This is a genomic window from Micromonospora sp. CNZ322, assembly GCF_007827755.1.
The window spans coordinates 174321-196162 of sequence record NZ_VITD01000010.1; the positions used below are offsets into that span (position 1 = coordinate 174321).

The following is a 21842-nucleotide window of genomic DNA, read 5'->3' on the forward strand; positions in this document are numbered from 1 at the left end:
GGAGGGCCGCTGATCTCATGAAGTCTCACGACCTGGTCGACACGACCGAAATGTACCTGCGCACCATCCTCGAGTTGGAAGAAGAGGGGGTGCCACCGCTGCGTGCCCGGATCGCCGAAAGGCTGCAGCAGAGTGGCCCCACAGTGAGCCAGACCGTCGCCCGGATGGAGCGCGACGGCCTGCTCACCGTCGAGGGAGACCGGCACCTGACGCTCACCGCCCTGGGTCGCGGCAGCGCCGTGTCCGTGATGCGCAAGCACCGCCTCGCCGAGCTGCTGCTGGTCAACGTCATCGGCATGCCCTACGAGGAGGCCCACGAAGAGGCCTGCCGCTGGGAGCACGTGATGAGCGACGCGGTGGAGAAGCGGGTCTACGACCTGCTCAACCGGCCGACCCGTTCCCCGTACGGCAACCCGATCCCCGGGCTTCAGGAGCTGGGTTCGCCGGCGGCGGAGACCACCGAGGCCGCCGAGGGCGAGCGCAACCTGGCCTTTCCCGGCCTCTCCGGGTCGGTCGTGGTGCGCCGGATCTGCGAGAGCGTGCAGAAGGACGCCGACGTGCTGCGCCAACTGCACGCCGCTGGTGTCGACCCGGGCGCCACGGTGACCGTGGCCCAGGAGCGCGACGGGGTGTCGATCGACCGCTCCGGTGACCGGGTGCGGCTGCCCCGCGAGGTCGCCTCCCGGGTCTTCGTCGCCGCCAACTGATCAATCGGGCACCCGGGCGTCACAACGCCCGGGTGTCCACCTTTTTCGCCAACGCGGTCAGGTCACCGGTCACCTTCTCCACCGCCGAGCGCTCACTGCCACGGGCCGTGGTCCAGCTCACCGTGGCCAGCCGTCCGTCGCCGGCCAGCCAGCCCACCTCGGCGACCGGCCCGTGCCCGCTCGCCGCGGCGGTGGTCCGCTTGTACGCCTGCTGACCCAGCCCGGTGACCTTCGCCGCCTTGTCCGGCACCACGTCCGCGCCGAAGCTGGCCTTGTCGATAGTGGTCTCGGTCACGCTGAGTGTCAGCTCCGGAAGGGTGGCACCCGCGGCCCGGACCACACAGGTGTGGGTGTCGCCCTGTTCGCTGGCCGCCGCCACGTCGAAGCGGACCTTCACCACCTGCTCGATCACCGCGAAGTCCAGCAGACGGCAGGCGCCGCCTGAGGAGGCCGCCGCCACGTCCACCGCGATCGGCACCGGCGGTGGCACCGCCGCCGGTTCCGCCTCGTCGGCACAGCCACTCACCAGCAGCCCGGCAAGCCCGGCGATCACGATCCGCCCGCGCACACTCCACCCTCTCGCCGACCGACGGCGGAAGGCGCCCGCCACATGTCCGTCGGACACCGTACGGGGTGTCGGTGTCGCGCGGAAGTCCTCGTCTACGCCTGTTCCGAGGGTGGATCGTCCACGTACGGACAGTGCCGGCAGCCGCGCCCGCAGCACGTGCCGCGGCGGGCCAGGAACCCGGCGCTGAGCACGAACAGCCCGCTCGCCGGGTCGAGGTAACCGGCCTCACCGGCGGCCAACGCGGCGGTGTGCGCGGCGAGGATCCGGGCCCGGTCGGGGTGTTCGGACGGCAGCCGGGACGGGTGCGGCTCGGTGAGCGGCCGGTCGGCCAGGGGTCGTCGCTCTCCGGTCACCCGCAGCAGTCTAGGGACGGTTCGTGGTCGGCCTCCCGTCGCCTGGGATCCGGCGACATGCCCCGGCGTCGTCGCGGCGAGCGGTCGTTTCGTCGTACGGTCCGACGACGATCGGGTTCGACACCCGTCGACGCATACGGAGGGGAAACGATGCGGAAGATCGTTGTGCAGATGAGTCTGTCGTTGGACGGGTTCTTCGAGGGCCCGGGCGGCGACATCGGCTGGCACCAGGTCGACGAGGAATTGCACCAGCACTTCAACGATGTGATCGCCCCGATGGGCGGGTTCCTCAGCGGCCGGGTCAGCCACGAGCTGATGGCCGCCTACTGGCCGACCGCCGATCAGGACCCGACCGCCAGCGGCCCGGAGCGCGAGTTCGCCCGGATCTGGCGGGACATGCCGAAGATCGTCTACTCGCGCACCCTCGACCACGCCGACTGGAACGCCGCTGTCGTGCACGAGGTCGACGTCGAGCAGGTCCGCAAGCTCACCGCCGAACCGGGCGGCGACCTGGCGCTCGGTGGGGCCGACCTGGCCAAGACGTTCGCCCGGCACGACCTGATCGACGAGTACCGGATCTACATCCACCCGGTGTTGCTCGGCCGGGGCCGTCGACTCTTCCCCGACGCCGAGACCCCGGCCGGTCTGCGGCTGGTGGAGAGCCGGGTCTTCGGCAACGGCGTGGTCCTGCTCCGCCACGAGCGGGTCCGCTGACCGATGATCACCACCTTCACCGCGATCGACGGGACCACCCTCGCGTACCGGACGGTCGGAGTCGGAGACCCGCTGGTCTGCCTGCCGGGCGGGCCGATGCGCGACTCCGCGTACCTCGGTGACCTCGGAGGTCTGGGCGCGCACCGGACGCTGCTCATCCTCGATCCGCGAGGCACCGGTCGCTCGGCGGCACCGGCGGACGTCTCGACGTACCGCTGCGACCGCATGGTCGACGATGTGGAGGCGCTGCGCGTACACCTGGGCCTCGACCGGCTGGATCTGCTCGGGCACTCTGCCGGCGCCAACCTGGCTCTGCAGTACCTGACCCGGCGCCCCGATCGGGTGGGCCGACTCGCGCTGGTCAACCCGAGCATCCGAGCGGTTGGGCTGGAGGTGACCGCCGCGCACCGCCAGGAGGTCACCGAGGCCCGGGCCGGCGAGCCGTGGTTTCCGGTGGCAGCGGCGGCGTTGGAGTCCATCCTCGCGGGTCGAGCCGGGCCAGACTCCAAGCAGGAGATCGCGCCGTTCTTGTACGGCCGGTGGGACACGGCCGCTCAGATCCACCAGGCCGCAGAGTCCGGTCAGCGCAACGAGCAGCTGGCGGGGATCTTCAGCTCCGAAGGCGCCTTCGATCCGCCGGCCACCCGTGCGGGCGCTCGCCGCACATCGAGGCCCGGTGCTGCTGCTCGCCGGCGCGGTCGACCTGGCCGCACCGCCGGGCCTGGTGACCCAGTTCGCCGAGCTGATCCCCCGCGCTGAGCTGGTCGTTCAGCCGGGCGGCGGGCACTACCCATGGCTGGACGACGCCGAGGCGTTCACCGCGCCGGTCGCGGCGTTCCTCGCCGGTCCGGATGGTGCTTGAGTCTCCACCGGGGGGAGACGCGAGGGTGGGGGCATGAGCGGGCAGACGTTTCACACGATCGGCGACCTGGCCCGACGGACCGGCCTGAGCGTCAAGACCATCCGGTACTACGCCGACAGCGGGGTCGTACCGCCGACGGACCGGAGCCCGGCCGGCTACCGGCGGTACGGCCCGGCGGCCGTGGCCCGGTTGGAGCTGGTCCGGACGCTGCGTGACCTGGGCCTGGACCTGGCCACCATCCGGCGGGTGGTGGACCACCAGGTGCCCCTGCCCGAGGTCGCCGCCGCACACGCCCAGGCGTTGGCCGTGCAGATCCGGGTGCTGCGGCTGCGCCAGGCGGTGCTCACCGTCGCGGCGCGGCGTGGATCGGGCCCGACCGAGGTGGACGAGCTGCACCGACTGGCCCAGCTCACGACCCGCGAACGCGGGCAGTTGGTGACCGACTTCCTGGACAGCGTCTTCGCCGGCCTCGGCGACCAGCCCGCGTACCCGGGTGTGATCGTCTCGATGACACCGGAGCTTCCCGACGACCCCAGCACCGAGCAGGTCGAGGCATGGCTGGAGCTGGCCGAGTTGTGCCGGGACCCGGATTTCCGGGCCCGGATGCGGCGGCTGACGCGGCAGCACGCCGCCGACCACGTCGTCCCGGGCCTGCCCCGCCCGGACGCCGTCGCGGTGGTACGGGACGCGGTGGCCCCCGCCCTCGCCGCCGGTCTCGACCCGGCCAGCCCGGACGCCGATCCGCTGGTCGCAGCCGTCACCAACCGGTACGCGAGCCTGCACGCTCACTCCGACGAGGCCGACCTGCGTCGGCGGTTGCTCGACCGACTGGTTCTGGCCAACGACCCCCGCCGGGACCGCTACCTCGACCTGTTGGCGGTGGTCAACGGCTGGTCGACCGGCGATGCGACGGCGCCGGCGGTGGACTGGTTCATCCGGGCCCTGCGCCACCGGATGCCCGAGCCGGCTCGTTGAGCTGACCGCGTCGAAAGAGCGGCTTGGTGACGTCAGCCGAACCAGGTCAGCGCCTGGCCGTGGCCTCTGGCCCAGGCCAGTGGCTTTCCGTCGAGCGCGAGGACGTTGTGCAGCACGTCGCTCGGCGGGTCGGGCAGCCCGTCGTACCGGAGCACCTCCGGCCCCTCGTTCGCCACCCAGTGCCCCGGCAGCTCGCGGACCAACCGGACGAACGCGTCGCGGCGCGGGGGCTGCACCTGATAGAGCACTGACGTGTGGAAGACCACCAGCGTCGCGTCGGTCGGCGCCCGCGCGGCCAGCGCCGGCAGGTCGTCCACCAGGTCGCCGCGGACCAGCAGCGGCGGGTCGGCCGCGGCGACCGCCGCCGCGGCGCGCAGCCGGGCCCGCCGGTGGGCATGCTCCGGCCAGATCAGCGCGTCCAACCAGGACACGTCGTCGCTGTCGGTCACGTCGAGCGGGTTGAGGTCCAGGCCGGCCCGCCACACCACCTGGGGTACGCGGGCCGGCGGCGTCAACCCGTCGGCCGCGCAGTCGAAGACCAGCTCACCGGAGCCGACCCGATGGTCGCCGTAGCGGTACGCGTACCGGTCGGGGTAGAGGCAGAGCCCGGCCGACGCACCGACCTCCAGCAGGGCGAGGGGCTGCGGCAACGCCGCGAGCACCGGCAGCAGGACAGCGCACCGGCCCGCCTCGTTCGTCTGGGTCGCCCGGGTGAGCATCTGCGTCTCAATGGCCGGCCAGTGCGTCACCACGTGGTCGTGGAACGCGGCCGGGTCGTCGACCGGGCCGCCGAGCCAGCGAACGACGCCGAACAGCAAATTCGGCTGCCGCTTGGCCGGCGGAAGCCCGTCGAGCAGGGTGAGCAGGTCGTCGTCGCGGGCGACGGCCTGCGACAGGCGCTCATACGTGGGCGACACCCCGCGCGCCTCGCGGCTGCCGAACTCGGCGTACGTCTCAGCGGTCGTCATGCCTCATCGTCGCAGCCCATTCCTCGGTATTTCAGCCCCCGTTCCCGTGCGCTGGCTCACCCGCCTCGTAGAGTGCTGCGGCGGCTGGACCGTTGAGCAGCAGCTCAGCTGGGTTCGCGCAGGGGCAACGGGGAGGGACGTGTCGTGCGGGGTGACGGTATCCGGGTACTGATCGTCGGCGGAGGTGTCGCCGGACTGGCGACGGTGGCCGCGCTACGCGAGTGGGGTGCCACTGTCGACGTGGTCGAGCGGGCATCCGGGCCGACCGACTCCGGCACCGGCATCTACCTCACCGGCAACGCGACCCGGATGCTCGACGTACTCGGTCTGGCCGAGCCGGTCGCCGACGTCTCCGTGGAGATCACCCGGCAGCGCAGCGCCAACCAGCGCGGGCGTCGTCTCTTCGACATCGACGTGGCCGCGCTGTGGCAGGGCGTCGGGCCGTGCGTGTCGCTGCCCCGGGCGCAACTGCACCAGGCTCTGCTCGCCGGCGTCGGCGACACCCCGATCCACTGGGGCCGCCAACCGGTCGCGCTCCTCGCGGAGGGCGACCAGGTCGCCGTCGAGTTCGACGACGGTGCCACCGAACGGTACGACCTGGTGCTCGGCGCGGACGGGGTGAACTCGACGGTCCGCCGGCTCGCCTTCGACGGCCAGGCGGCCCGCGACCTCGGCCAGTACGCGTACCGGTGGGTCGCTCCCCGGGTCGACGACGAGCCGGTCTGGTCGGTGCAGTTGGGACGCGGCAGGCAGTTCCTGACCATCCCGATCAGCGCCGAGCAGACGTACTGCTATTACAACGACGGCCCGGTGGCCGACCGGCCCGGCTGGCGCGACGAGCTGGCCGCGACGTTCACCGAGCCGGTGACCACCATGCTCAAGGCCCTCGACTACGACGACAGCACCCTGCACGCCGGGCCGAACCAGGAGGTCGTGCTCGACTCCTGGTCCCGGGGGCCGGTGCTGCTGATCGGCGACGCCGCCCACGCCACCTCGCCGAACATGGCCCAGGGCGCGGCGATGGCAGTGGAGGACTCGGTCGTGCTCGCTACGTCCTTGGCCACCGCCGGGTCCGTTGCCGAGGCCCTGCGCGGGTACGAGGCGCGGCGCCGCCCGCGTACCGACTGGGTGCTCAGCCAGACCCATCGCCGGGACAAGGCCACCGGGCTCCCGCCCGCGCTGCGCGACCTGGTGATGCGCCGCCTCGGCGAGCAGATGTTCCGCTCGAACTACGGGCCCCTGTTCGCCCAGCCCTGACCGGTCCGACACAACCGGCCTGGCCAGGGCTGGAGCGGCTCAGGGCAGCTGGCCCGGCCGGTCGACGATTGCGATGCGGAGCAGCGCTACAGAGTCGTACAGGGACTCCTTGCCGTCGCGCACGATCGTTCCACGGCGGCCGAGGAAGACGTGGGTGTCGCGGTCGAAGAGGAAGTCCTCGTTGCCACCGATCACGCCGGGCATCCGGATCGCCACCCCATGCCGACCGGCGGCGTCCACCACGTCGCCCGATATGACGACCGCTCCGGGCTCCCGTGCCAACAGTTCGAACAGCGCCGCCAGCGCGCGGGGTGGCACGTAGCCACGGAGCATCCACCGCGCGGTGGTGTACACCATGCTCTCGTCCCCGTAGAGGGCCTCCTCATCGGCTCCTTCGGGAAGATGCAGGTCGACCGGGTTTTCCCGAAGGTGACGCAGCAGCTCGTCCGGATCGGTGGGCAGGTCGCCGTGGTACGCGGGCGGCTGGAACGCGTCGAGGTCCTTAGTGGGATCGGCGGCATCGCCCATGCGGAGCACCCGCAGCTCGCCCCACCCGTTCGGGTCGTTCTCCGGTCGGTAGCGTCCCTGCGTGTACGCGACTCCGCCGGCCGACTGCCACAGTTGGTTCCGCACGGTCTGGTAAGGCCCGGTGTCCGGCAGGTCCCGGATCGTCACCAGGGATTCCGTGAAGACGTACTGATCGGGTCGGGCGGTGAGCTCCGGCTGTTGCCGGGCCGCGTCGGCCGCCAGATGGAAGATCTCCGACGCGCTGGCAGTCGGCGGCGGCTGGTCGCCCACCCTGATCGTCTGGACCGCCAACGCACCGGCGGTCAGCGTCACCGCCAGCCCGAACGCTCCGACGAGGCGCCAACCGCGCAGGAACCGGGTACGTCGTCCGGCGGGACGGGCCGCCGACGCCACCTCGGCCCGTTGGGCCACGTGTGCGGTCAGATCCCTGAGGAGCTGCTCCTCGAAACCCTGCGGCGACCGTTCCGTCTCGTTCATCGTCATCTCCGTCTCATCAGGCGAGGGTGGTGACCGGGCGGGCGAGCACGGCGCGGACGACGCGGCGGGCACGATGCAGGCGGACCCGAGCGGCGACCGGTGACATCCCGAGCACTGTCGCCGCCTCCGCGACGGTGAGGCCGTCCACGGCGACGAGTTCGACGAGCGTCCGGGTGCCCTCGGGCAACTCGCTCAGCGCCCCATGGGTGCGGCGAGCCGCGGACTCGGCGTCGATCCGCTCCTCGATCCGGGCGATGTCATCGGGGCCGAGGTCCCGTCGTCCGGCCAGTCGGCCGGTGACCCGCAGCCGTTGGGCCGCCCGACGCCGCTCGTCGCCGATGACGTTGCGGGCCACCCCGTACAGCCAGCCGATCTGGCTACCCCGCTCCGACCGGTAGCCGGCCGCCGACTCGATCACCGCCAGGAACACGTCGGCGGTCAGGTCGGCGGCGAGGTGTGGGTCGTCGACCCGCCGCGCCACGAACCGGCCCACCGCCTCCAGGTGCCGCCGGTAGAAGACCTCGAAGGCCACCGGATCGGCTCCGATGCCGGAGATGTCGTCATCGGCTTGGCTCGGCTCATTCACAGGCCGTCCTCCCTCGTAGCCTTCACACCCCTTCTTCGTGAGGCGGAGCACGAGTGTTACCGAACTGCCCGCCCGGCTCCGTCGGCGGCATCATCCCGACAAGCGGTATACCTCAGGGTCATAAATATGACCGTGAGGTATACCGATGTTCGGCAGCATGCCCCGGTGCGGGTCTGCCCGGCGCTGGCGGCGGCGCTGCTGGTCCAACTGGGCAACCGCCCTGGTGATGCGGCATTATCGAACCACCGGCGACTGGCGGCACGGGGATGGTGGAACCATCGGGGAGCCTCTCGCGGGCGTCGACCGCCTGGGCGCCTGCGTCGAGGAACCGTCATGACCACGACCAGCGAGTCCGCCGAGCACCACACCCCGTCCGGCACGGCCCGGCTCCTGCCGGGTGCACCCGTCGCCGAAGCCGTCCTGGCCGAGACCGCCGCCGCTGCCGCCCGCCTGCGCAACCGCGGCATCACACCGAGCCTCGCCACCATCCTCGTCGGCGACGACGACGCCAGCGCCGGTTACATCGCCATCAAGCAGCGTCAGGCCGCCGCGCTCGGGTTCGCCTCCCCGCACGTGCATCTGCCAGCCACCGCCACCCAGACCGAACTGCACCAGGCCATTGCCCGGTTCAACACCGATCCGGGCGTGCACGGGTTGCTCGTGCAGTACCCCGTGCCGGGGCATCTGGACTACGACGCGGCGTTGCAGACCATCGACCCGGACAAGGACGTCGACGGCATGCATCCGCTGAACATGGGGCGCCTCGCCGTCGGCCTGCCCGGCCCGCTGCCGTGCACCCCCGCCGGCATCGAAGCCCTCCTGGCGTACTACGAGATCCCCGTCGCGGGTCGTGAGGTCGTGATCCTCGGCCGCGGCGCCACCCTCGGCCGGCCCCTGGCGATGCTGCTCGCCCAGAAGCGCCCGACCGCCAACGCCGCCGTCACCGTCGTACACACCGGCGTGCCGGACTGGCCCCGCTACACCCGCCGCGCCGACATCCTCGTCGCCGCCGCCGGCGTACCCGGGATCGTTCAGCCTGAGCACGTCAAGCCCGGCGCCGTCGTCATCGGCGCCGGCGTCCGCTACGACGGGCGGCGGCTCCTACCGGACGTGGACGAAGCGTGCGCCGAGGTCGCCGGCGCCATCACGCCCCGGGTCGGCGGCGTCGGTCCGACCACCGTCGCGATGCTGTTCCGCAACGCCGTGCGCGCCGCCGAGCGAGCGAACCAGTAACCAGCGGAGGGCGGAAACGCCGCGAGCGCGGCAGGTGGTCCCTGCCGCGCTCGCGGGTGGTGCGGTGGTACGTCAGCTGCAGCCGCTGGTGGAGCCGCAGCCCTCGCAGACGTAGCAGCTACCGGCGGGCCGCATCTTCGTGCCGCAGGTGAAGCAGAGCGGTGCGTCGGCGGCCTTGCCGATCACGGCCTCCAGCAGTTCGGTGCTGGAACCCACGCTCGGGGCCGGCTTGGCGGCGGCCACATCGGCCATCTCCTGGGCCGGCTGGGCGACAGCCTCCGGCTTGGCCGGGGTCTCCACCGGCGCGGACGACGCCATCGCGGTGAGCTCGGCGCCGGTGACTCCGGCGGCCTCCGCGTCGGCCTCGGCCCGCAGCTGCGCGGCCCGCTCCGAGGCGGTGAAGATGCCCAGCTCGGCGCGACGCTCGTAGGGCAGGAAGTCCAGCGCCAGGCGACGGAAGATGTAGTCCATCACCGAGGCCGCCATCCGCACGTCCGGGTCGTCGGTCATGCCGGCCGGCTCGAAGCGCATGTTGGTGAACTTGCTGACGAACGTCTCCAGCGGCACGCCGTACTGCAGGCCGATGCTGATGGCCACCGAGAAGGCGTCCATCACGCCGGCCAGGGTCGAGCCCTGCTTGGACATCTTCAGGAAGACCTCACCGAGGCCGTCGTCCGGATAGGACGACGCGGTCAGGTAGCCCTCGGCGCCACCGACGGAGAAGCTGACCGTCTCGGACGGGCGCTTCTTCGGCAGGCGCTTACGCACCGGCCGGTACTCGATGACCTTCTCGACCGTGGCCGGCGCGGCCGGTGCCGCCTCGACGGCGGCCGGCTCGGTGGCCTTGTTGGACTTGGCCACCGAGAGCGGCTGGCCGACCTTGCAGTTGTCCCGGTAGATCGCCAGCGCCTTGAGGCCGAGCTTCCAGCCCTCGAAGTAGATCTTCTCGACGTCCTCGACGGTGGCCGCCTCCGGCATGTTGACCGTCTTGGAGATGGCGCCGGAGACGAACGGCTGGATGGCCGCCATCATCCGCACGTGACCCATCGGGGCGATCGTCCGCTCCCCCATGGCGCAGTCGAAGACCGGGTAGTGCTCCGGCTTGAGGCCGGGGGCGTCCACCACGTGGCCGTGGTCGGCGATGTGCTCGACGATCGCCTCGACCTGCTCCTCGGGGTAGCCGAGGCTGCGCAGGGCGCGCGGAACCGTCTGGTTGACGATCTGCATCGAGCCGCCGCCGACCAGCTTCTTGAACTTGACCAGCGCCAGGTCCGGCTCCACGCCGGTCGTGTCGCAGTCCATCATGAAGCCGATCGTGCCGGTCGGGGCGAGGACGCTCGCCTGCGCGTTGCGCCAACCGTTTTTGTCGCCGATCTTGTTGCCCTGGGTCCACTGCTTGGTCGCCTCGCGGACGATCGCGGTGGCCACCGGGCTGGTCGGCTTGATCTCGTCGTTGGCCGCGGCGTGCTTGCGCATGACCCGCTTGTGCGGCTCGGCGTTGCGGGCGTAGCCGTCGTACGGGCCGACGACGCCGGCCAGCTCGGCCGAACGGCGGTAGGCGGTGCCGGTCATCAGGGACGTGATCGACGCGGCGACCGAGCGGCCCTGGTCCGAGTCGTACGGCAGGCCGGTGGCCATCAGCAGGGCGCCCAGGTTGGCGTAGCCGATGCCGAGCTGCCGGTAGGCGCGGGACGTCTCACCGATCTTCTCGGTCGGGAAGTCCGCGAAGCAGATCGAGATGTCCATCGCGGTGATGACGAACTCGACGGACTTGACGAACTTCTCCACCTCGAAGCCACCGTCGGCGCGGAGGAACTTCATCAGGTTGAGCGAGGCCAGGTTGCACGAGGAGTTGTCCAGGTGCAGGTACTCCGAGCACGGGTTCGACGCGGTGATCCGCCCGGTCTCCGGGCAGGTGTGCCAGTCGTTGATCGTGTCGTCGTACTGCAGACCCGGGTCGGCGCACTCCCAGGCGGCCTGGGAGATGGTGCGGAACAGCTTCTTGGCGTCGACGGTGTCGATCACCGAGCCGTCCAGCCGGCCGCGCAGGTCGAAGCCCTTACCGTTCTCGACCGCCGACATGAACTCGTCGGAGACGCGGACCGAGTTGTTGGCGTTCTGGTACTGCACGCTGACGATGTCGGAGCCGCCGAGGTCCATGTCGAACCCGGCGTCACGCAGCGCGCGGATCTTGTCCTCCTCGCGCGCCTTCGTGACCACGAACTCCTCGATGTCCGGGTGATCCACGTCGAGGATGACCATCTTGGCCGCCCGGCGGGTCGCGCCGCCGGACTTGATGGTGCCGGCCGAGGCGTCCGCGCCGCGCATGAAGCTGACCGGGCCGGAGGCGGTGCCGCCGGAGGAGAGCAGCTCACGGGACGAGCGGATGCGCGACAGGTTGACTCCGGAGCCGGAGCCGCCCTTGAAGATCAGCCCCTCCTCCTTGTACCAGTCGAGGATCGAGTCCATCGAGTCGTCGACGGCCAGGATGAAGCAGGCGCTGACCTGCTGCGGCGACGGCGTGCCGACGTTGAACCAGACCGGCGAGTTGAAGCTGAACACCTGGTGCAGCAGCATCCAGGTCAGCTCGTGCGCGAAGACCTCGGCGTCGGCCGGGCTGGCGAAGTAGCCGTACTCCTCACCCGCCGTGCGGTAGGTGGTGACCACCCGGTCGATCAGCTGCTTGAGCGACCACTCGCGCTCCGGGGTCCCCACCGCTCCCCGGAAGTACTTCGTGGTGACGATGTTGGCCGCGTTGACGCTCCACGACTCCGGGAACTCCACCCCACGCTGCTCGAAGTTGATCGAGCCGTCCCGCCAGTTCGTCATCACGACGTCCCGGCGCTCCCAGGAGACCTCGTCGTACGGGTGGACCCCCTCGGTCGTCCACACCCGCTCGATCTTCAGCCCCGCGCCTGCCTTGCTTCGTGAACGGCTAGTTGTCACGCCGTCGCCCCCCTCGTCTGCGCGGTCACCCACCGCGCGTCCCAATCTCTCGAAAAACTGTGAAGACTCAGCTGGTACGGCCGGCGGCCTCAACCGCATCGGCCCGGCCCTGCTCCCGGGCTCGCGCCGCAGCCCGCAACGTCTCGATCTCGCGCTCGAAGTCGGCGAGCGAGTCGAACGAGCGGTAGACGCTGGCGAACCGCAGGTAGGCGATCTCGTCCAGGTCGCGTAGCGGACCCAGGATCGCCAGGCCCACGTCGTGGCTGGGGATCTCGGCGGCACCCTTGGCCCGGACCGTCTCCTCCACCCGCTGCGCGAGCAGCGCGAGTGAGTCGTCGTCCACCGGCCGGCCCTGGCACGCCTTACGCACCCCGCCGATGATCTTCGTGCGACTGAACGGCTCGGTCACCCCGCTGCGCTTGACGACCGCGAGGACCGCCTCCTCGACGGTGGTGAACCGCTTGCCGCACTCCGGGCAGGAACGCCGCCGTCGGATGAGCTGGCCGTCGTCGGCCTCCCGCGAGTCGACCACCCGGGAGTCAGCGTGCCGGCAGTACGGACACCGCATCGCCCACCTCCAAAAAATGATCAACTGCGAGCAGACCGGACACCCCCGGGGCACGACTCACCACGACGGTGCCATCCTCGGATGACGCCCGCCGTGATCAACGTTACGGGAGTGCGGTCGGTAGTCAGACCCAACCTGTAGGCAACTTACGCCCGTGTCACTACTACATCTAGGGGTCGACCGTATGTCGCTGGGGAAGCCGGGTCAAGTTGGCCGGCGTGTCCGGCGCGTCACGGACCATCCGGTCATCCACGCACCGCACAACGCCCGAAGACCCAACGTCACGATGCCGCCCGGGTTACCGGCCAGCCGGCCGAACACCGCCGGAAAATGGTCCAGGATCGAACACCAGTGCTACCTGACGTACCATTTATCAGAACATCCGTACGACCGGAGCGCTTTTTCACCCCGACACGCCGGTGAGAGGTCGTACAGATGTTTGAAAATGACTGATCTCACCTATACGGTCATGAACAACGTGGCACCACCGCACGCACCACGAGCCGACGAGGCACCCAGCGCCGACCAGGGAGGACGGACGTGACCGAGGACCGGGCCAGCCGGCCGAAGAGCCCGCAGCAGATCACCGAGGCGGGCCCCCCGGCCACCCGACGCCGCAGCGCCGCGCGCAGCCGGACGGGCCAGCCCGCCGTGCGCGCGGTCACCCCGGTGGTCAGCACCTTCCCCGACCCGGCGACGGTCGACCTGACCGCCCGCCAGCGCCGCATCCTGGAGTTCATCCGCAACTGGGTGGAGCGCCACGGCTACCCGCCGAGCGTCCGCGAGATCGGCGAGGCGGTCGGCCTGGTGTCGCCGTCCAGCGTCGCCTACCAGCTCAAGGAGCTGGAGAAGAAGGGCTTCCTCCGCCGCGACCCGAACCGGCCGCGCGCGGTGGACGTCCGGGCCCCCAGCGAGGCGATCGACGACGAGCTGTCCAGGGCACAGCGGCCCACCCCGGCGTACGTGCCGATGCTCGGTCGGATCGCCGCGGGTGGGCCGATCCTCGCCGAGCAGGCCGTGGAGGACATCTTCCCGCTCCCCCGCGAGCTGGTGGGTGAGGGCGAGGTCTTCATGCTCCAGGTCAAGGGTGACTCGATGCTCGACGCGGCGATCTGCGACGGCGACTGGGTGGTCGTCCGGCAGCAGCCGACCGCCGACTCCGGCGAGATCGTGGCCGCCATGCTCGACGGCGAGGCGACAGTGAAGACCTACCGGCGGCGCGACGGGCACGTCTGGCTGATGCCGCAGAACCCGGCCTTCGACCCGATCCCCGGCGATGACGCCACCATCATGGGCCGGGTCGTGGCGGTGCTGCGCCGGATCTGACCGATCGGCGGGTGGGTGCCCGACGGCGCTCACCCGCACCGCTCGTCAGGGGCCGGTGAACGCCTCAGCGTCCGATCAGTAACGGTCGCCTCGGGGACCGCGACCGCCCCCGGGATACTGCCCGTACGGATCTATCGGCGCGTCGTCGTCGCGGCGCCGGCCGGGCCGCTGGCCCCGGTAGTCGGGCTCCTGCCCTCCGCGCCGGGGCGGCTCCGCGCGACCGGGCTGACCGCCGTCGCCGCCGTACACGCCACCGCCAGGACGGCCACCGCCGCCCTGCGGACGGCCAGCGCCACCAGCCGGGGGACGACCACCGCCACTGGCCGGGGGACGGCCACCGCCGCCAGCCGGGGGACGTCCGCCGCCACTGGCCGGGGGACGTCCGCCGCCGCCGTAGACGCCAGCACCGCCGCCGTCCGGTCGCGGCGCACCGTAGCCACCGTCAGCCGAGGGCGGCCGGCCGCCACCGCCGTACACGGCTCCACCCGCCGGGGCCGGGCCACCGCGACCCGCACCACCCGCCGGGGCCGGACCGCCGCGACCCGCACCAGCGCCGTAGACCGCGCCGCCGGCCGGCGCGCCGCCCCCGTAGACGCCACCCCTGCGGTCATCGTCGGCCGGGAACCCGTCAACGGCACGGCCCGCGCGTGGGCCGAACGGCTCACCGCCCGGCTCCGACGGGTCGGACGCGTCAGCGGTCGGCGGCCGACGGCGGGCGCGAACGATGCCGAAGATTCCGGCGGCGACCAACAGCAGGCCGATCAGCCCGACCGCCCCGACCAGGTACGTGATGTCGTCGAGGCTCAGCCCGTCGGTCCAGGATTTCGAGGCGGCCGGCTTGGCGCCGTCCTCGGCGGCCAGCGGCACGGCGGTCGACGTCGACGGGGTGTAACCGAGGATGTCGAGCGGCTCGTCTTCGGTGAACCGGCCCGCGTCGGAGACAGTGAGGAACGACTTTCCGTCGGAGGTGTAGCTGATGGCCTCGCCGAACGGGTCGGCCAGCGGCGTCACCCGCGGCTTGACGGTGGTGAGCGCGCCCACGATGTCGCCACCGGTGACGTCGAACTCGAAGGCGTCCGCGTACGTGCGCAGGACCACCCGGGAGCCGTCCGGTGCCCGAGATGCGCCGGTGATGGCGATCCGGCCGAACGTGTTGAGGGTGTTCTCCGTCTGGGTCTTCGGCAGCGTGATCTCGCCGGCCTTACGCATCGGCACCGGGTCGGTGTCGCCGCTCTTGAGGGCCGCCGACGGCGTGTAGATCTCGGCCTTGCCGCTGGTCACCTTGGTGATGATCAGCGGTTTTCCGTCGTCGCCGATGAGCAACGCCTCAGCGTCGTGCGGTTTGGCTCCGGGGTAGGAGAGCCGGTGCAGCGTCGGCTCCTTGGTGCCGCTGACCGGCATCGACCAGAGCGCGACGCGGCTGCGGCGCTCCTTCGAGTCGGGGTTGTCACCGGTGTCGGCGATCCAGAGCGTGCGGCCGTCCTTGGACAGGGCGAGATCCTCGGTGTCGAACGGACCCTGCCCCGAGTAGCGGACCGGCTCCTTCGAGATCTTGCACTTGCTGTCGAGGAAGAACACCCGCTTGCGCGCCGCGACGTCGGTGCCGTCGTTGATGACGATGTAGCCACTCTTGGTGGCGACCAGCCCGGACAGCTCCCGTAGGCGCTCGTCGGTGATCGTGCATCGCTTCTGGCCAGGGTTCGCGGCGGGCGGCCCGGACGCCCCAGGGGCGGGAGCCGCTGCGGCGACTCCGGCGAGCGCCACGGTTGCCCCGAGCAGGCCGAGGGCAACCGTGACCGAGGAAACAACGCGGCGCATTCGGCCAGTGTCGCATGCCACGCGTTTCCGATGGATGACGCCGTGGCCGCTCAGGACCGGCTGCCGGCCGCCTGCCCCTGCCGCTCCACGTCGAAGGCCGTCAGCTCCGCCGCCAGCTCCGCGCCGACGCGGACGTGCAGCAGAGTGCCCTCCGGCAGGTGCGACGTGCTGAGCACCTCACCCGTGCGGTGCGCCCGAGCCACCAGGTCACCCCGGTCGTACGGCAGCACGGCCCGGACCTCCACGGCCGGACTCGGCAGCCGCTCCTCGATGGCCGCGCGCAGCTCGTCCATGCCGCGCCCGGAGTGGGCGGACACGAAGATCGCGTCCGGCCAGAGCCGCTTGAGCCGCAGCAGAGTGTCCTCGTCGGCCGCGTCGGTCTTGTTGACCACCAACAGCTCGGGGAGCCGGTCCGCGCTGACCTCGGCAAGCACCGCGTGGACCGCTCGGACCTGCTCCTCCGGATCCGGGTGGGTGCCGTCCACGACGTGCACCACCAGATCCGCCTCCGCGACCTCCTCCAGCGTCGAGCGGAACGCCTCGACGATCTGGTGCGGGAGGTGTCGGACGAAGCCGACAGTGTCGGAGAGGGTGTAGAGCCGCCCGTCCGAGGCGGTGGCCTTGCGGGTCGTCGGGTCCAGCGTGGCGAACAGCGCGTTCTCCACCAGCACGCCCGCACCGGTCAGGCGGTTGAGCAGGCTGGACTTGCCGGCGTTGGTGTAGCCGGCGATGGCGACCGCGGGAACGGCGTTGCGGGAACGCCGGGCGCGCTTGGTCACGCGTATCGTCTTCATGCTCTTGATCTCGCGACGCAGCCGGGAGATGCGGTGACGGATGCGCCGCCGGTCGGTCTCCAGCTTGGTCTCACCGGGACCACGAACACCCACACCGCCGCCGGCGCCGCCACCCCGGCCGGAACCACCGGTCTGCCGGGAGAGCGTCTCACCCCAACCGCGCAGTCGGGGCAGCAGGTATTGGAGCTGGGCCAGCTCGACCTGCGCCTTACCTTCCTTGCTCTTGGCGTGCTGGGCGAAGATGTCGAGGATCAGCGCGGTGCGGTCGACGACCTTGACCTTGGTGCGCTGCTCCAGGTTGCGCAGCTGCGACGGGGACAGCTCACCGTCACAGATGACCGTGTCGGCACCGGTGGAGAGCACCACCGCGCCAAGATCGTCGACCTTGCCACGGCCGATGTACGTGGCCGGGTCGGGTCGGGTACGACGCTGGATGAGCCCTTCGAGCACCTGCGAACCGGCGGTCTCGGCCAGCGCGGCAAGCTCGGCCAGCGAGTTTTCCGCGTCGGTGACGGTGCCTTCGGTCCAGACGCCCACCAGGACGACCCGTTCCAGCCGCAGCTGGCGGTATTCCACCTCGGTGACGTCGGTGAGCTCGGTTGACAGGCCCGGGACGCGTCGGAGGGACTGCCGCTCCGACAGCTCCATCTCGCCGGTGGTGACGTCGTCGAGCTCGTCCTCGACGGGGACAAAGCTCTCCTGGTCTCGCAAGCGGTTCTCCTGTCCGTTTTGATAAGTAGAACGTAATCCTGACATGACACAACGCCGAACGCACCTGCTATATGCCCATGGTGAAGGTCGCCAAAAGTGGGGGCGAATGCTGGTCGGCCGCGACAACCCGGTAGAAATGCGGGCGGCGGCCGATCGGCCGCACAGCCGTTACGGAGGGATCCCGTGGCCATCACCCGAATGCCCAGCGCCGGATTTTCGATCACCATTCGGATCGCCGTGACCGCGGACGCCTCCTCGATCGGCCGGCTCACCACCTCCGTCGGCGAGGCCGGGGCGATCGTCACGGCGCTGGACGTGGTGGACTCGGACCCGACCCACGTGATCGTCGACCTGACTTGCGACACCGCCGACGCCGGTCACGCCGACCAGGTGGTCGACGCGCTGACCGCGCTGGACGGCGTGGACGTGCGCAAGGTGTCGGACCGGACGTTCCTGCTGCACCTGGGCGGCAAGATCGAGGTGACCTCGAAGGTCGCGCTGCGCAACCGCGACGAGCTGTCCCGCGCGTACACCCCGGGGGTGGCCCGGGTCTGCATGGCGATCGCCGAGAACCCGGCCGACGCGCGGCGACTGACCATCAAGCGCAACACCGTCGCTGTGGTCAGCGACGGCTCGGCGGTGCTCGGCCTGGGCAACCTCGGCCCGGCCGCGTCGCTGCCGGTGATGGAGGGCAAGGCCGCGCTGTTCAAGCGCTTCGGCGGGGTGGACGCCTGGCCGGTGGTGCTGGACACCCAGGACACCGACGAGATCGTGCAGATCGTCAAGGCGATCGCGCCGGCCTACGGCGGCATCAACCTGGAGGACATCGCCGCGCCGCGCTGCTTCGAGATCGAGGCCCGGCTGCGCGAGGCGCTGGACATCCCGGTTTTCCACGACGACCAGCACGGCACCGCGATCTGCGTGCTGGCCGCGCTGACCAACGCGCTGCGGGTGGTGGGCAAGCGGCTCGAGGACGTCCGGGTGGTCGTCTCCGGAGCCGGCGCGGCCGGCACCGCGATCATGAAGCTGCTGCTGCGCCAGGGCGTCGGCGACATCATCGCGTACGACCGGGAGGGCGCCCTGCACCGCGGGCTGACCGGGCTCAACTCGGCGTGGCAGTGGCTGGCGGAGAACACCAACAAGGAGAACTACTCCGGGGACCTGCCCGGCGCGATTCGCGGCGCCGACGTGTTCATCGGGGTCAGCGCGCCGAACCTGCTCACCGGCGACGACATCGCGCAGATGGCGAAGGACTCGATCGTCTTCGCCCTCGCGAACCCGGACCCGGAGGTCGACCCCCGGGAGGCGCGCAAGCACGCCGCCGTGGTCGCCACCGGCCGCTCGGACCAGCCGAACCAGATCAACAACGTGCTCGCGTTCCCCGGGGTGTTCCGCGGCATGCTGGACGCGCACGCCGAGGAGTTCACCGAGGAGATGGCCCTCGCGGCCGCCCGGGCCATCGCGGACGTGGTCGGCGAAGAGAAGATCAACCCGACGGTGATCGTGCCGAGCGTCTTCGACTCCCGGGTCGCCCCGGCGGTCGCCGCCGCCGTGCGCGCCGCCGCGCACAACCCCAGCCCGCTCCCGGCCGCCGACCCCGGCCCCGCCGACCTCCCCGAGATAGCGGCAAACGCCAGCGCCACCCCGTAACCCCCCACCCCCACCCCACCCAGGCCCCCCGGCCCCGCCCTCTCCCCCGTCGATCATGAAGTTATTGCCGTGACACGCCGAGCTGACTGGCAATAACTTCATGATCGACGCGGTGCACCTGGGGGTGGGGTGGGGGTGGGGATCAGGGGCGGAGCGTTGTTGGGTCCAGCTCGCCGGTGGCCACCAGGACGGCGGGGCCGGAGAGCCAGCAGGAGTCGGCGGTGACCGTGACCGTCACGCGGCCGCCGGGCACGTCGACCGCGACCACGCCGGTGTCCCGGCCGGCGTCGCGCAGCGCCACCGCTCCCACCGCGCAGGCACCGGTGCCGCAGGACAGGGTCTCGGCGCTGCCCCGCTCGTACACCCGCATCAGGGTGTGCTCGTCGGTGCCGTCGACCGGGTCGCCCGCCACGATGAACTCCACGTTCACCCCGCTCGGGAAGACCGACGGGTCGAACCCGGGCGCGACGGTCAGGTCCAGCGCCGACAGCTCCACGCCGGCCGGCAGCCTGCAGACCAGGTGCGGGTTGCCGACGTCCACCACCGCACCGGCCATGGTCAGTCCGCCGAGCGTGGCGGCGGAGCTGTCGTACACCTGGGGTCGGCGCATCTCGACGGACACGGCGTCGCCCTCGACCAGCGCGCGCACGACGCCGGCCCGGGTGGCCACCGGCAGCGCCGCGCCGGCGGGCGTGGCCAACCCGGTGTCGAGCAGGTAGCGCACGAAGACCCGGGCGCCGTTGCCGCACATCTCGGCGAACGAGCCGTCGGCGTTCCAGTAGTCCATGAACCACTCGGCCTCGCCGGCCAGACCCGCGCCGTCCGGATGCTTGGCCGCGCGGACCACCCGCAGCACGCCGTCCGCGCCGATGCCCCGACGTCGGTCACAGAGCGCCGCGACCAGCTCCGGGGTCAGGTTGAGCTGGCCGTCCGGGTCGGGAAGGAGGACGAAATCGTTGCCGGTGCCGTGGCCCTTGGTGAACTCCACAGCCCCATCATCGCGCAGCCGCCGGCACCAGACGCAGGGCGGCCCCGATCAGGTCCGGAATCGTCGAGTCCAGCCAGTGGATCCGCGGGTCGCGGCGGAACCAGGACCGCTGCCGGCGGACGAAGCGCCGGGTCGCCCGGACCGTCTCGTCGTGCGCCTGCGCCTCGGTAAGCTCACCGGCGAGCAGGCGCAGCACCTGCTGGTAGCCCAGCGCCCGACTCGCCGTCCGCCCCTCGGGCAGGCCGCGCCCGACCAGCTCACGGGTCTCCGGCACCAGACCGTCGGCCCACATCCGGTCGACCCGCAGCGCGATCCGCTCGTCCAGCAGGCCGGTGTCCAGGTCGACGCCGAGCTGCACCGACGGGTAGTACGGCGTGGGCTGCGGCAACGAGGCGGCGAACGGCGCGCCGGTCAGCTCGATCACCTCCAGGGCCCGCACGATCCGCCGGCCGTTGCCCGGCAGGATGCCCTCGGCGGCGACCGGGTCGGCGGCGCGCAGCCGTGCGTACAGCGGGGCCGGGCCGACCTCGGCCAACTCCCGTTCCAGCCGCTCCCGCAGCGCCGCGTCCGTGCCGGGGAACTCGAAGCGCTCCAGCACCGCTCGCACGTACAGCCCGGAGCCACCGACCAGCAGCGGCACCCGCCCCCGGGACAGGATGTCGTCCACCGCCGCCCGGGCCAGTCGCTGGTACTCCGCGACGCTCGCTGGCTCGGTGACCTCCCAGATGTCCAGCAGGTGATGCGGCACCCCGTCCCGCTCGGCGAGGGTCAGCTTGGCGGTGCCGATGTCCATGCCCCGGTAGAGCTGCATCGAGTCGGCATTGACCACCTCGCCGTCCAGGGCCTGCGCCAACGCGATGCTCAGCGCGGACTTGCCGGCCGCGGTCGGGCCGACCACCGCGACGACCATGCCTGTCACACCCGCTCCCAGGACGCCACGAAGTAGGCCACCCCGTAGGGGGCGGAGTCGTGCAGCAACTCGCCGCGCCACCCACCACCGGCCGCGCGGGCCGCGCCGGCGAGCACCTGCCAGGGGGCGCGACCGGCGGCCTTCAGCTCCGCCGACACCACCGGGTCGAGGTCGAGCAGGGCGTCCAGGTCCGCGTCCGCCAGCGCCGCGGCAACCCCCTGGTCGTACGGGAGGGCGCGCGCGTCGTCGTACCCGGGTGCCTTTTCTCCCCGGCAGGCCGACCCGTCCCCGAGCACCAGCGACGCCACCCGGTCACCGGCGGCGCCGACCTCGTCGGCGAGCGCGGCCAGCTCGGCCGTGCCGGCGTCGGCGGCCACCTGTACGGCGGTCACCGGCGGTCGGGTGTCGTGACGGGCCAGCAGCCACGCGCCGATGGTCAAACTCAACGGCAGCAGCGCACCCCGGTCCGGAAGGCCTGGCACCAACGGCAGGTACAGGTCGACACCCCAGGGCTGGAGAGAACCGGTCGCCGGGGTGTGGATCGGGCCGGTCACCGGGCCGGTGCCCACCAGCACCACAATGTCCGGATCGGCGGCCAACAGCCGGCGTACGGCGGTGTCACAGGCCGCCCGCAGATCGTCCAACTCCGGGGCCGCGGAGCCGGCCACCTCGGGCACGAGCAGGGGCGGATGCGGGCAGACGGCGGCGGCGACCAGTGGCACCCGTCCACCGTAGCGGGAATCCCCGGTGCGTCTCCGCGCCGATCCGGTCATTCGGCCCCTAGGACACCGTATGGTCACGGTCGGCGATAGGCGCTCGACGCGGACCGGGTCGGACCTGTGACAATGCCGGAAGCAACTTGGCTGCGCCGTGGCGGCGACGGGGGATCGATCCCTCGACGCC

Annotated in this window: 21 protein-coding genes and 1 riboswitch; of the genes, 9 read left to right on the forward strand and 12 right to left on the reverse strand. The window is 71.5% G+C overall.

Annotation, left to right across the window (positions count from 1 at the left end; translation table 11 throughout):
- Positions 1-17 precede the first annotated feature (17 nt).
- Positions 18-707, forward strand: coding sequence for an iron-dependent transcriptional repressor DtxR (locus tag FB453_RS23220; RefSeq protein WP_091400569.1), 690 nt, complete (start codon positions 18-20; stop codon positions 705-707).
- 19 nt (positions 708-726) lie between these two features.
- Here FB453_RS23220 and FB453_RS23225 read toward each other — a convergent pair whose 3' ends face one another.
- A complete protein-coding gene (locus FB453_RS23225; protein ID WP_145793327.1) occupies positions 727-1275 on the reverse strand; it encodes a hypothetical protein in 549 nt (182 codons plus the stop codon).
- 92 nt (positions 1276-1367) lie between these two features.
- Positions 1368-1628: a DUF5522 domain-containing protein gene (locus FB453_RS23230; RefSeq protein WP_112586722.1), complete on the reverse strand. Its 261-nt coding sequence runs from the start codon at positions 1626-1628 to the stop codon at positions 1368-1370.
- 150 nt (positions 1629-1778) lie between these two features.
- On the opposite strand from FB453_RS23230, the gene FB453_RS23235 reads away from it, so the two are divergent.
- The 4 genes from FB453_RS23235 to FB453_RS23245 are packed head-to-tail and all read left to right on the forward strand — an operon-like array spanning position 1779 to position 4179.
- Positions 1779-2342, forward strand: coding sequence for a dihydrofolate reductase family protein (locus tag FB453_RS23235; protein WP_145793329.1), 564 nt, complete (start codon positions 1779-1781; stop codon positions 2340-2342).
- Positions 2343-2345: 3 nt separating this feature from the next.
- Positions 2346-3101, forward strand: coding sequence for an alpha/beta fold hydrolase (locus tag FB453_RS23240; RefSeq protein WP_486480397.1), 756 nt, complete (start codon positions 2346-2348; stop codon positions 3099-3101).
- A complete protein-coding gene (locus FB453_RS35025) occupies positions 3019-3204 on the forward strand; it encodes an alpha/beta fold hydrolase (protein WP_486480398.1) in 186 nt (61 codons plus the stop codon). Before FB453_RS23240 ends, FB453_RS35025 begins: the two co-directional genes overlap by 83 nt.
- A gap of 33 nt (positions 3205-3237) precedes the next feature.
- Positions 3238-4179 (forward strand): MerR family transcriptional regulator, encoded by a 942-nt coding sequence (locus FB453_RS23245; protein WP_145793332.1) that lies wholly within the window; start codon positions 3238-3240, stop codon positions 4177-4179.
- Between the two features lie 32 nt (positions 4180-4211).
- On the opposite strand, the gene FB453_RS23250 is transcribed toward FB453_RS23245, so the two are convergent.
- Positions 4212-5147 carry a DUF2332 domain-containing protein gene (locus FB453_RS23250; protein WP_145793334.1) on the reverse strand — a complete coding sequence of 312 codons (936 nt, stop codon included), beginning with the start codon at positions 5145-5147 and terminating at the stop codon, positions 4212-4214.
- A 144-nt stretch (positions 5148-5291) separates the two neighbouring features.
- Between FB453_RS23250 and FB453_RS23255 the strand changes: the two genes are divergently transcribed.
- The gene (locus FB453_RS23255) at positions 5292-6404 is read left to right on the forward strand and encodes an FAD-dependent monooxygenase family protein (protein ID WP_486480399.1); all 1113 of its coding nucleotides are present in this window, start codon (positions 5292-5294) and stop codon (positions 6402-6404) included.
- A gap of 39 nt (positions 6405-6443) precedes the next feature.
- Here the strand turns inward: FB453_RS23255 and FB453_RS23260 are convergent, their stop codons facing one another.
- The gene (locus FB453_RS23260) at positions 6444-7409 is read right to left on the reverse strand and encodes a CU044_5270 family protein (RefSeq protein WP_145793336.1); all 966 of its coding nucleotides are present in this window, start codon (positions 7407-7409) and stop codon (positions 6444-6446) included.
- Between the two features lie 16 nt (positions 7410-7425).
- A complete protein-coding gene (locus FB453_RS23265; protein ID WP_145793339.1) occupies positions 7426-7995 on the reverse strand; it encodes a sigma-70 family RNA polymerase sigma factor in 570 nt (189 codons plus the stop codon).
- A 238-nt stretch (positions 7996-8233) separates the two neighbouring features.
- A riboswitch (ZMP/ZTP riboswitch) is annotated at positions 8234-8315 on the forward strand.
- A gap of 13 nt (positions 8316-8328) precedes the next feature.
- Between FB453_RS23265 and FB453_RS23270 the strand changes: the two genes are divergently transcribed.
- Positions 8329-9228, forward strand: coding sequence for a bifunctional 5,10-methylenetetrahydrofolate dehydrogenase/5,10-methenyltetrahydrofolate cyclohydrolase (locus tag FB453_RS23270; protein WP_145793341.1), 900 nt, complete (start codon positions 8329-8331; stop codon positions 9226-9228).
- A gap of 72 nt (positions 9229-9300) precedes the next feature.
- Here the strand turns inward: FB453_RS23270 and FB453_RS23275 are convergent, their stop codons facing one another.
- Both FB453_RS23275 and nrdR read right to left on the reverse strand, forming a co-directional pair.
- Complete coding sequence (locus FB453_RS23275; RefSeq protein WP_373861359.1) at positions 9301-12174, reverse strand: vitamin B12-dependent ribonucleotide reductase; 2874 nt, start codon at positions 12172-12174, stop codon at positions 9301-9303.
- A gap of 67 nt (positions 12175-12241) precedes the next feature.
- Positions 12242-12742 carry a transcriptional regulator NrdR gene (nrdR, locus tag FB453_RS23280; RefSeq protein WP_091400542.1) on the reverse strand — a complete coding sequence of 167 codons (501 nt, stop codon included), beginning with the start codon at positions 12740-12742 and terminating at the stop codon, positions 12242-12244.
- A 540-nt stretch (positions 12743-13282) separates the two neighbouring features.
- Between nrdR and lexA the strand changes: the two genes are divergently transcribed.
- Positions 13283-14068 (forward strand): transcriptional repressor LexA, encoded by a 786-nt coding sequence (gene lexA / locus FB453_RS23285; RefSeq protein WP_112586701.1) that lies wholly within the window; start codon positions 13283-13285, stop codon positions 14066-14068.
- Positions 14069-14143: 75 nt separating this feature from the next.
- Here lexA and FB453_RS23290 read toward each other — a convergent pair whose 3' ends face one another.
- Both FB453_RS23290 and hflX read right to left on the reverse strand, forming a co-directional pair.
- Entirely contained in the window at positions 14144-15886 is a 1743-nt protein-coding gene (locus FB453_RS23290) for a hypothetical protein (protein WP_145793343.1), read from the reverse strand.
- Positions 15887-15936: 50 nt separating this feature from the next.
- Positions 15937-17391, reverse strand: a complete 1455-nt coding sequence (gene hflX / locus FB453_RS23295; protein WP_145793346.1) for a GTPase HflX — start codon at positions 17389-17391, stop codon at positions 15937-15939.
- A gap of 183 nt (positions 17392-17574) precedes the next feature.
- Here hflX and FB453_RS23300 point away from each other — a divergent pair, with 183 nt between their 5' ends.
- Positions 17575-19041 carry an NAD-dependent malic enzyme gene (locus FB453_RS23300; RefSeq protein WP_112700124.1) on the forward strand — a complete coding sequence of 489 codons (1467 nt, stop codon included), beginning with the start codon at positions 17575-17577 and terminating at the stop codon, positions 19039-19041.
- Between the two features lie 142 nt (positions 19042-19183).
- On the opposite strand, the gene dapF is transcribed toward FB453_RS23300, so the two are convergent.
- From dapF to FB453_RS23315, 3 genes are read right to left on the reverse strand one after another with little or no spacing between them, the layout of a single operon-like run.
- A complete protein-coding gene (dapF, locus tag FB453_RS23305) occupies positions 19184-20029 on the reverse strand; it encodes a diaminopimelate epimerase (RefSeq protein ID WP_145793348.1) in 846 nt (281 codons plus the stop codon).
- Positions 20030-20036: 7 nt separating this feature from the next.
- The gene (gene miaA / locus FB453_RS23310; protein WP_186718478.1) at positions 20037-20939 is read right to left on the reverse strand and encodes a tRNA (adenosine(37)-N6)-dimethylallyltransferase MiaA; all 903 of its coding nucleotides are present in this window, start codon (positions 20937-20939) and stop codon (positions 20037-20039) included.
- A 5-nt stretch (positions 20940-20944) separates the two neighbouring features.
- On the reverse strand, positions 20945-21712 hold the full coding sequence (locus FB453_RS23315) for a class III extradiol ring-cleavage dioxygenase family protein (protein WP_186718466.1): 768 nt from the start codon (positions 21710-21712) through the stop codon (positions 20945-20947).
- Positions 21713-21842 lie beyond the last annotated feature (130 nt).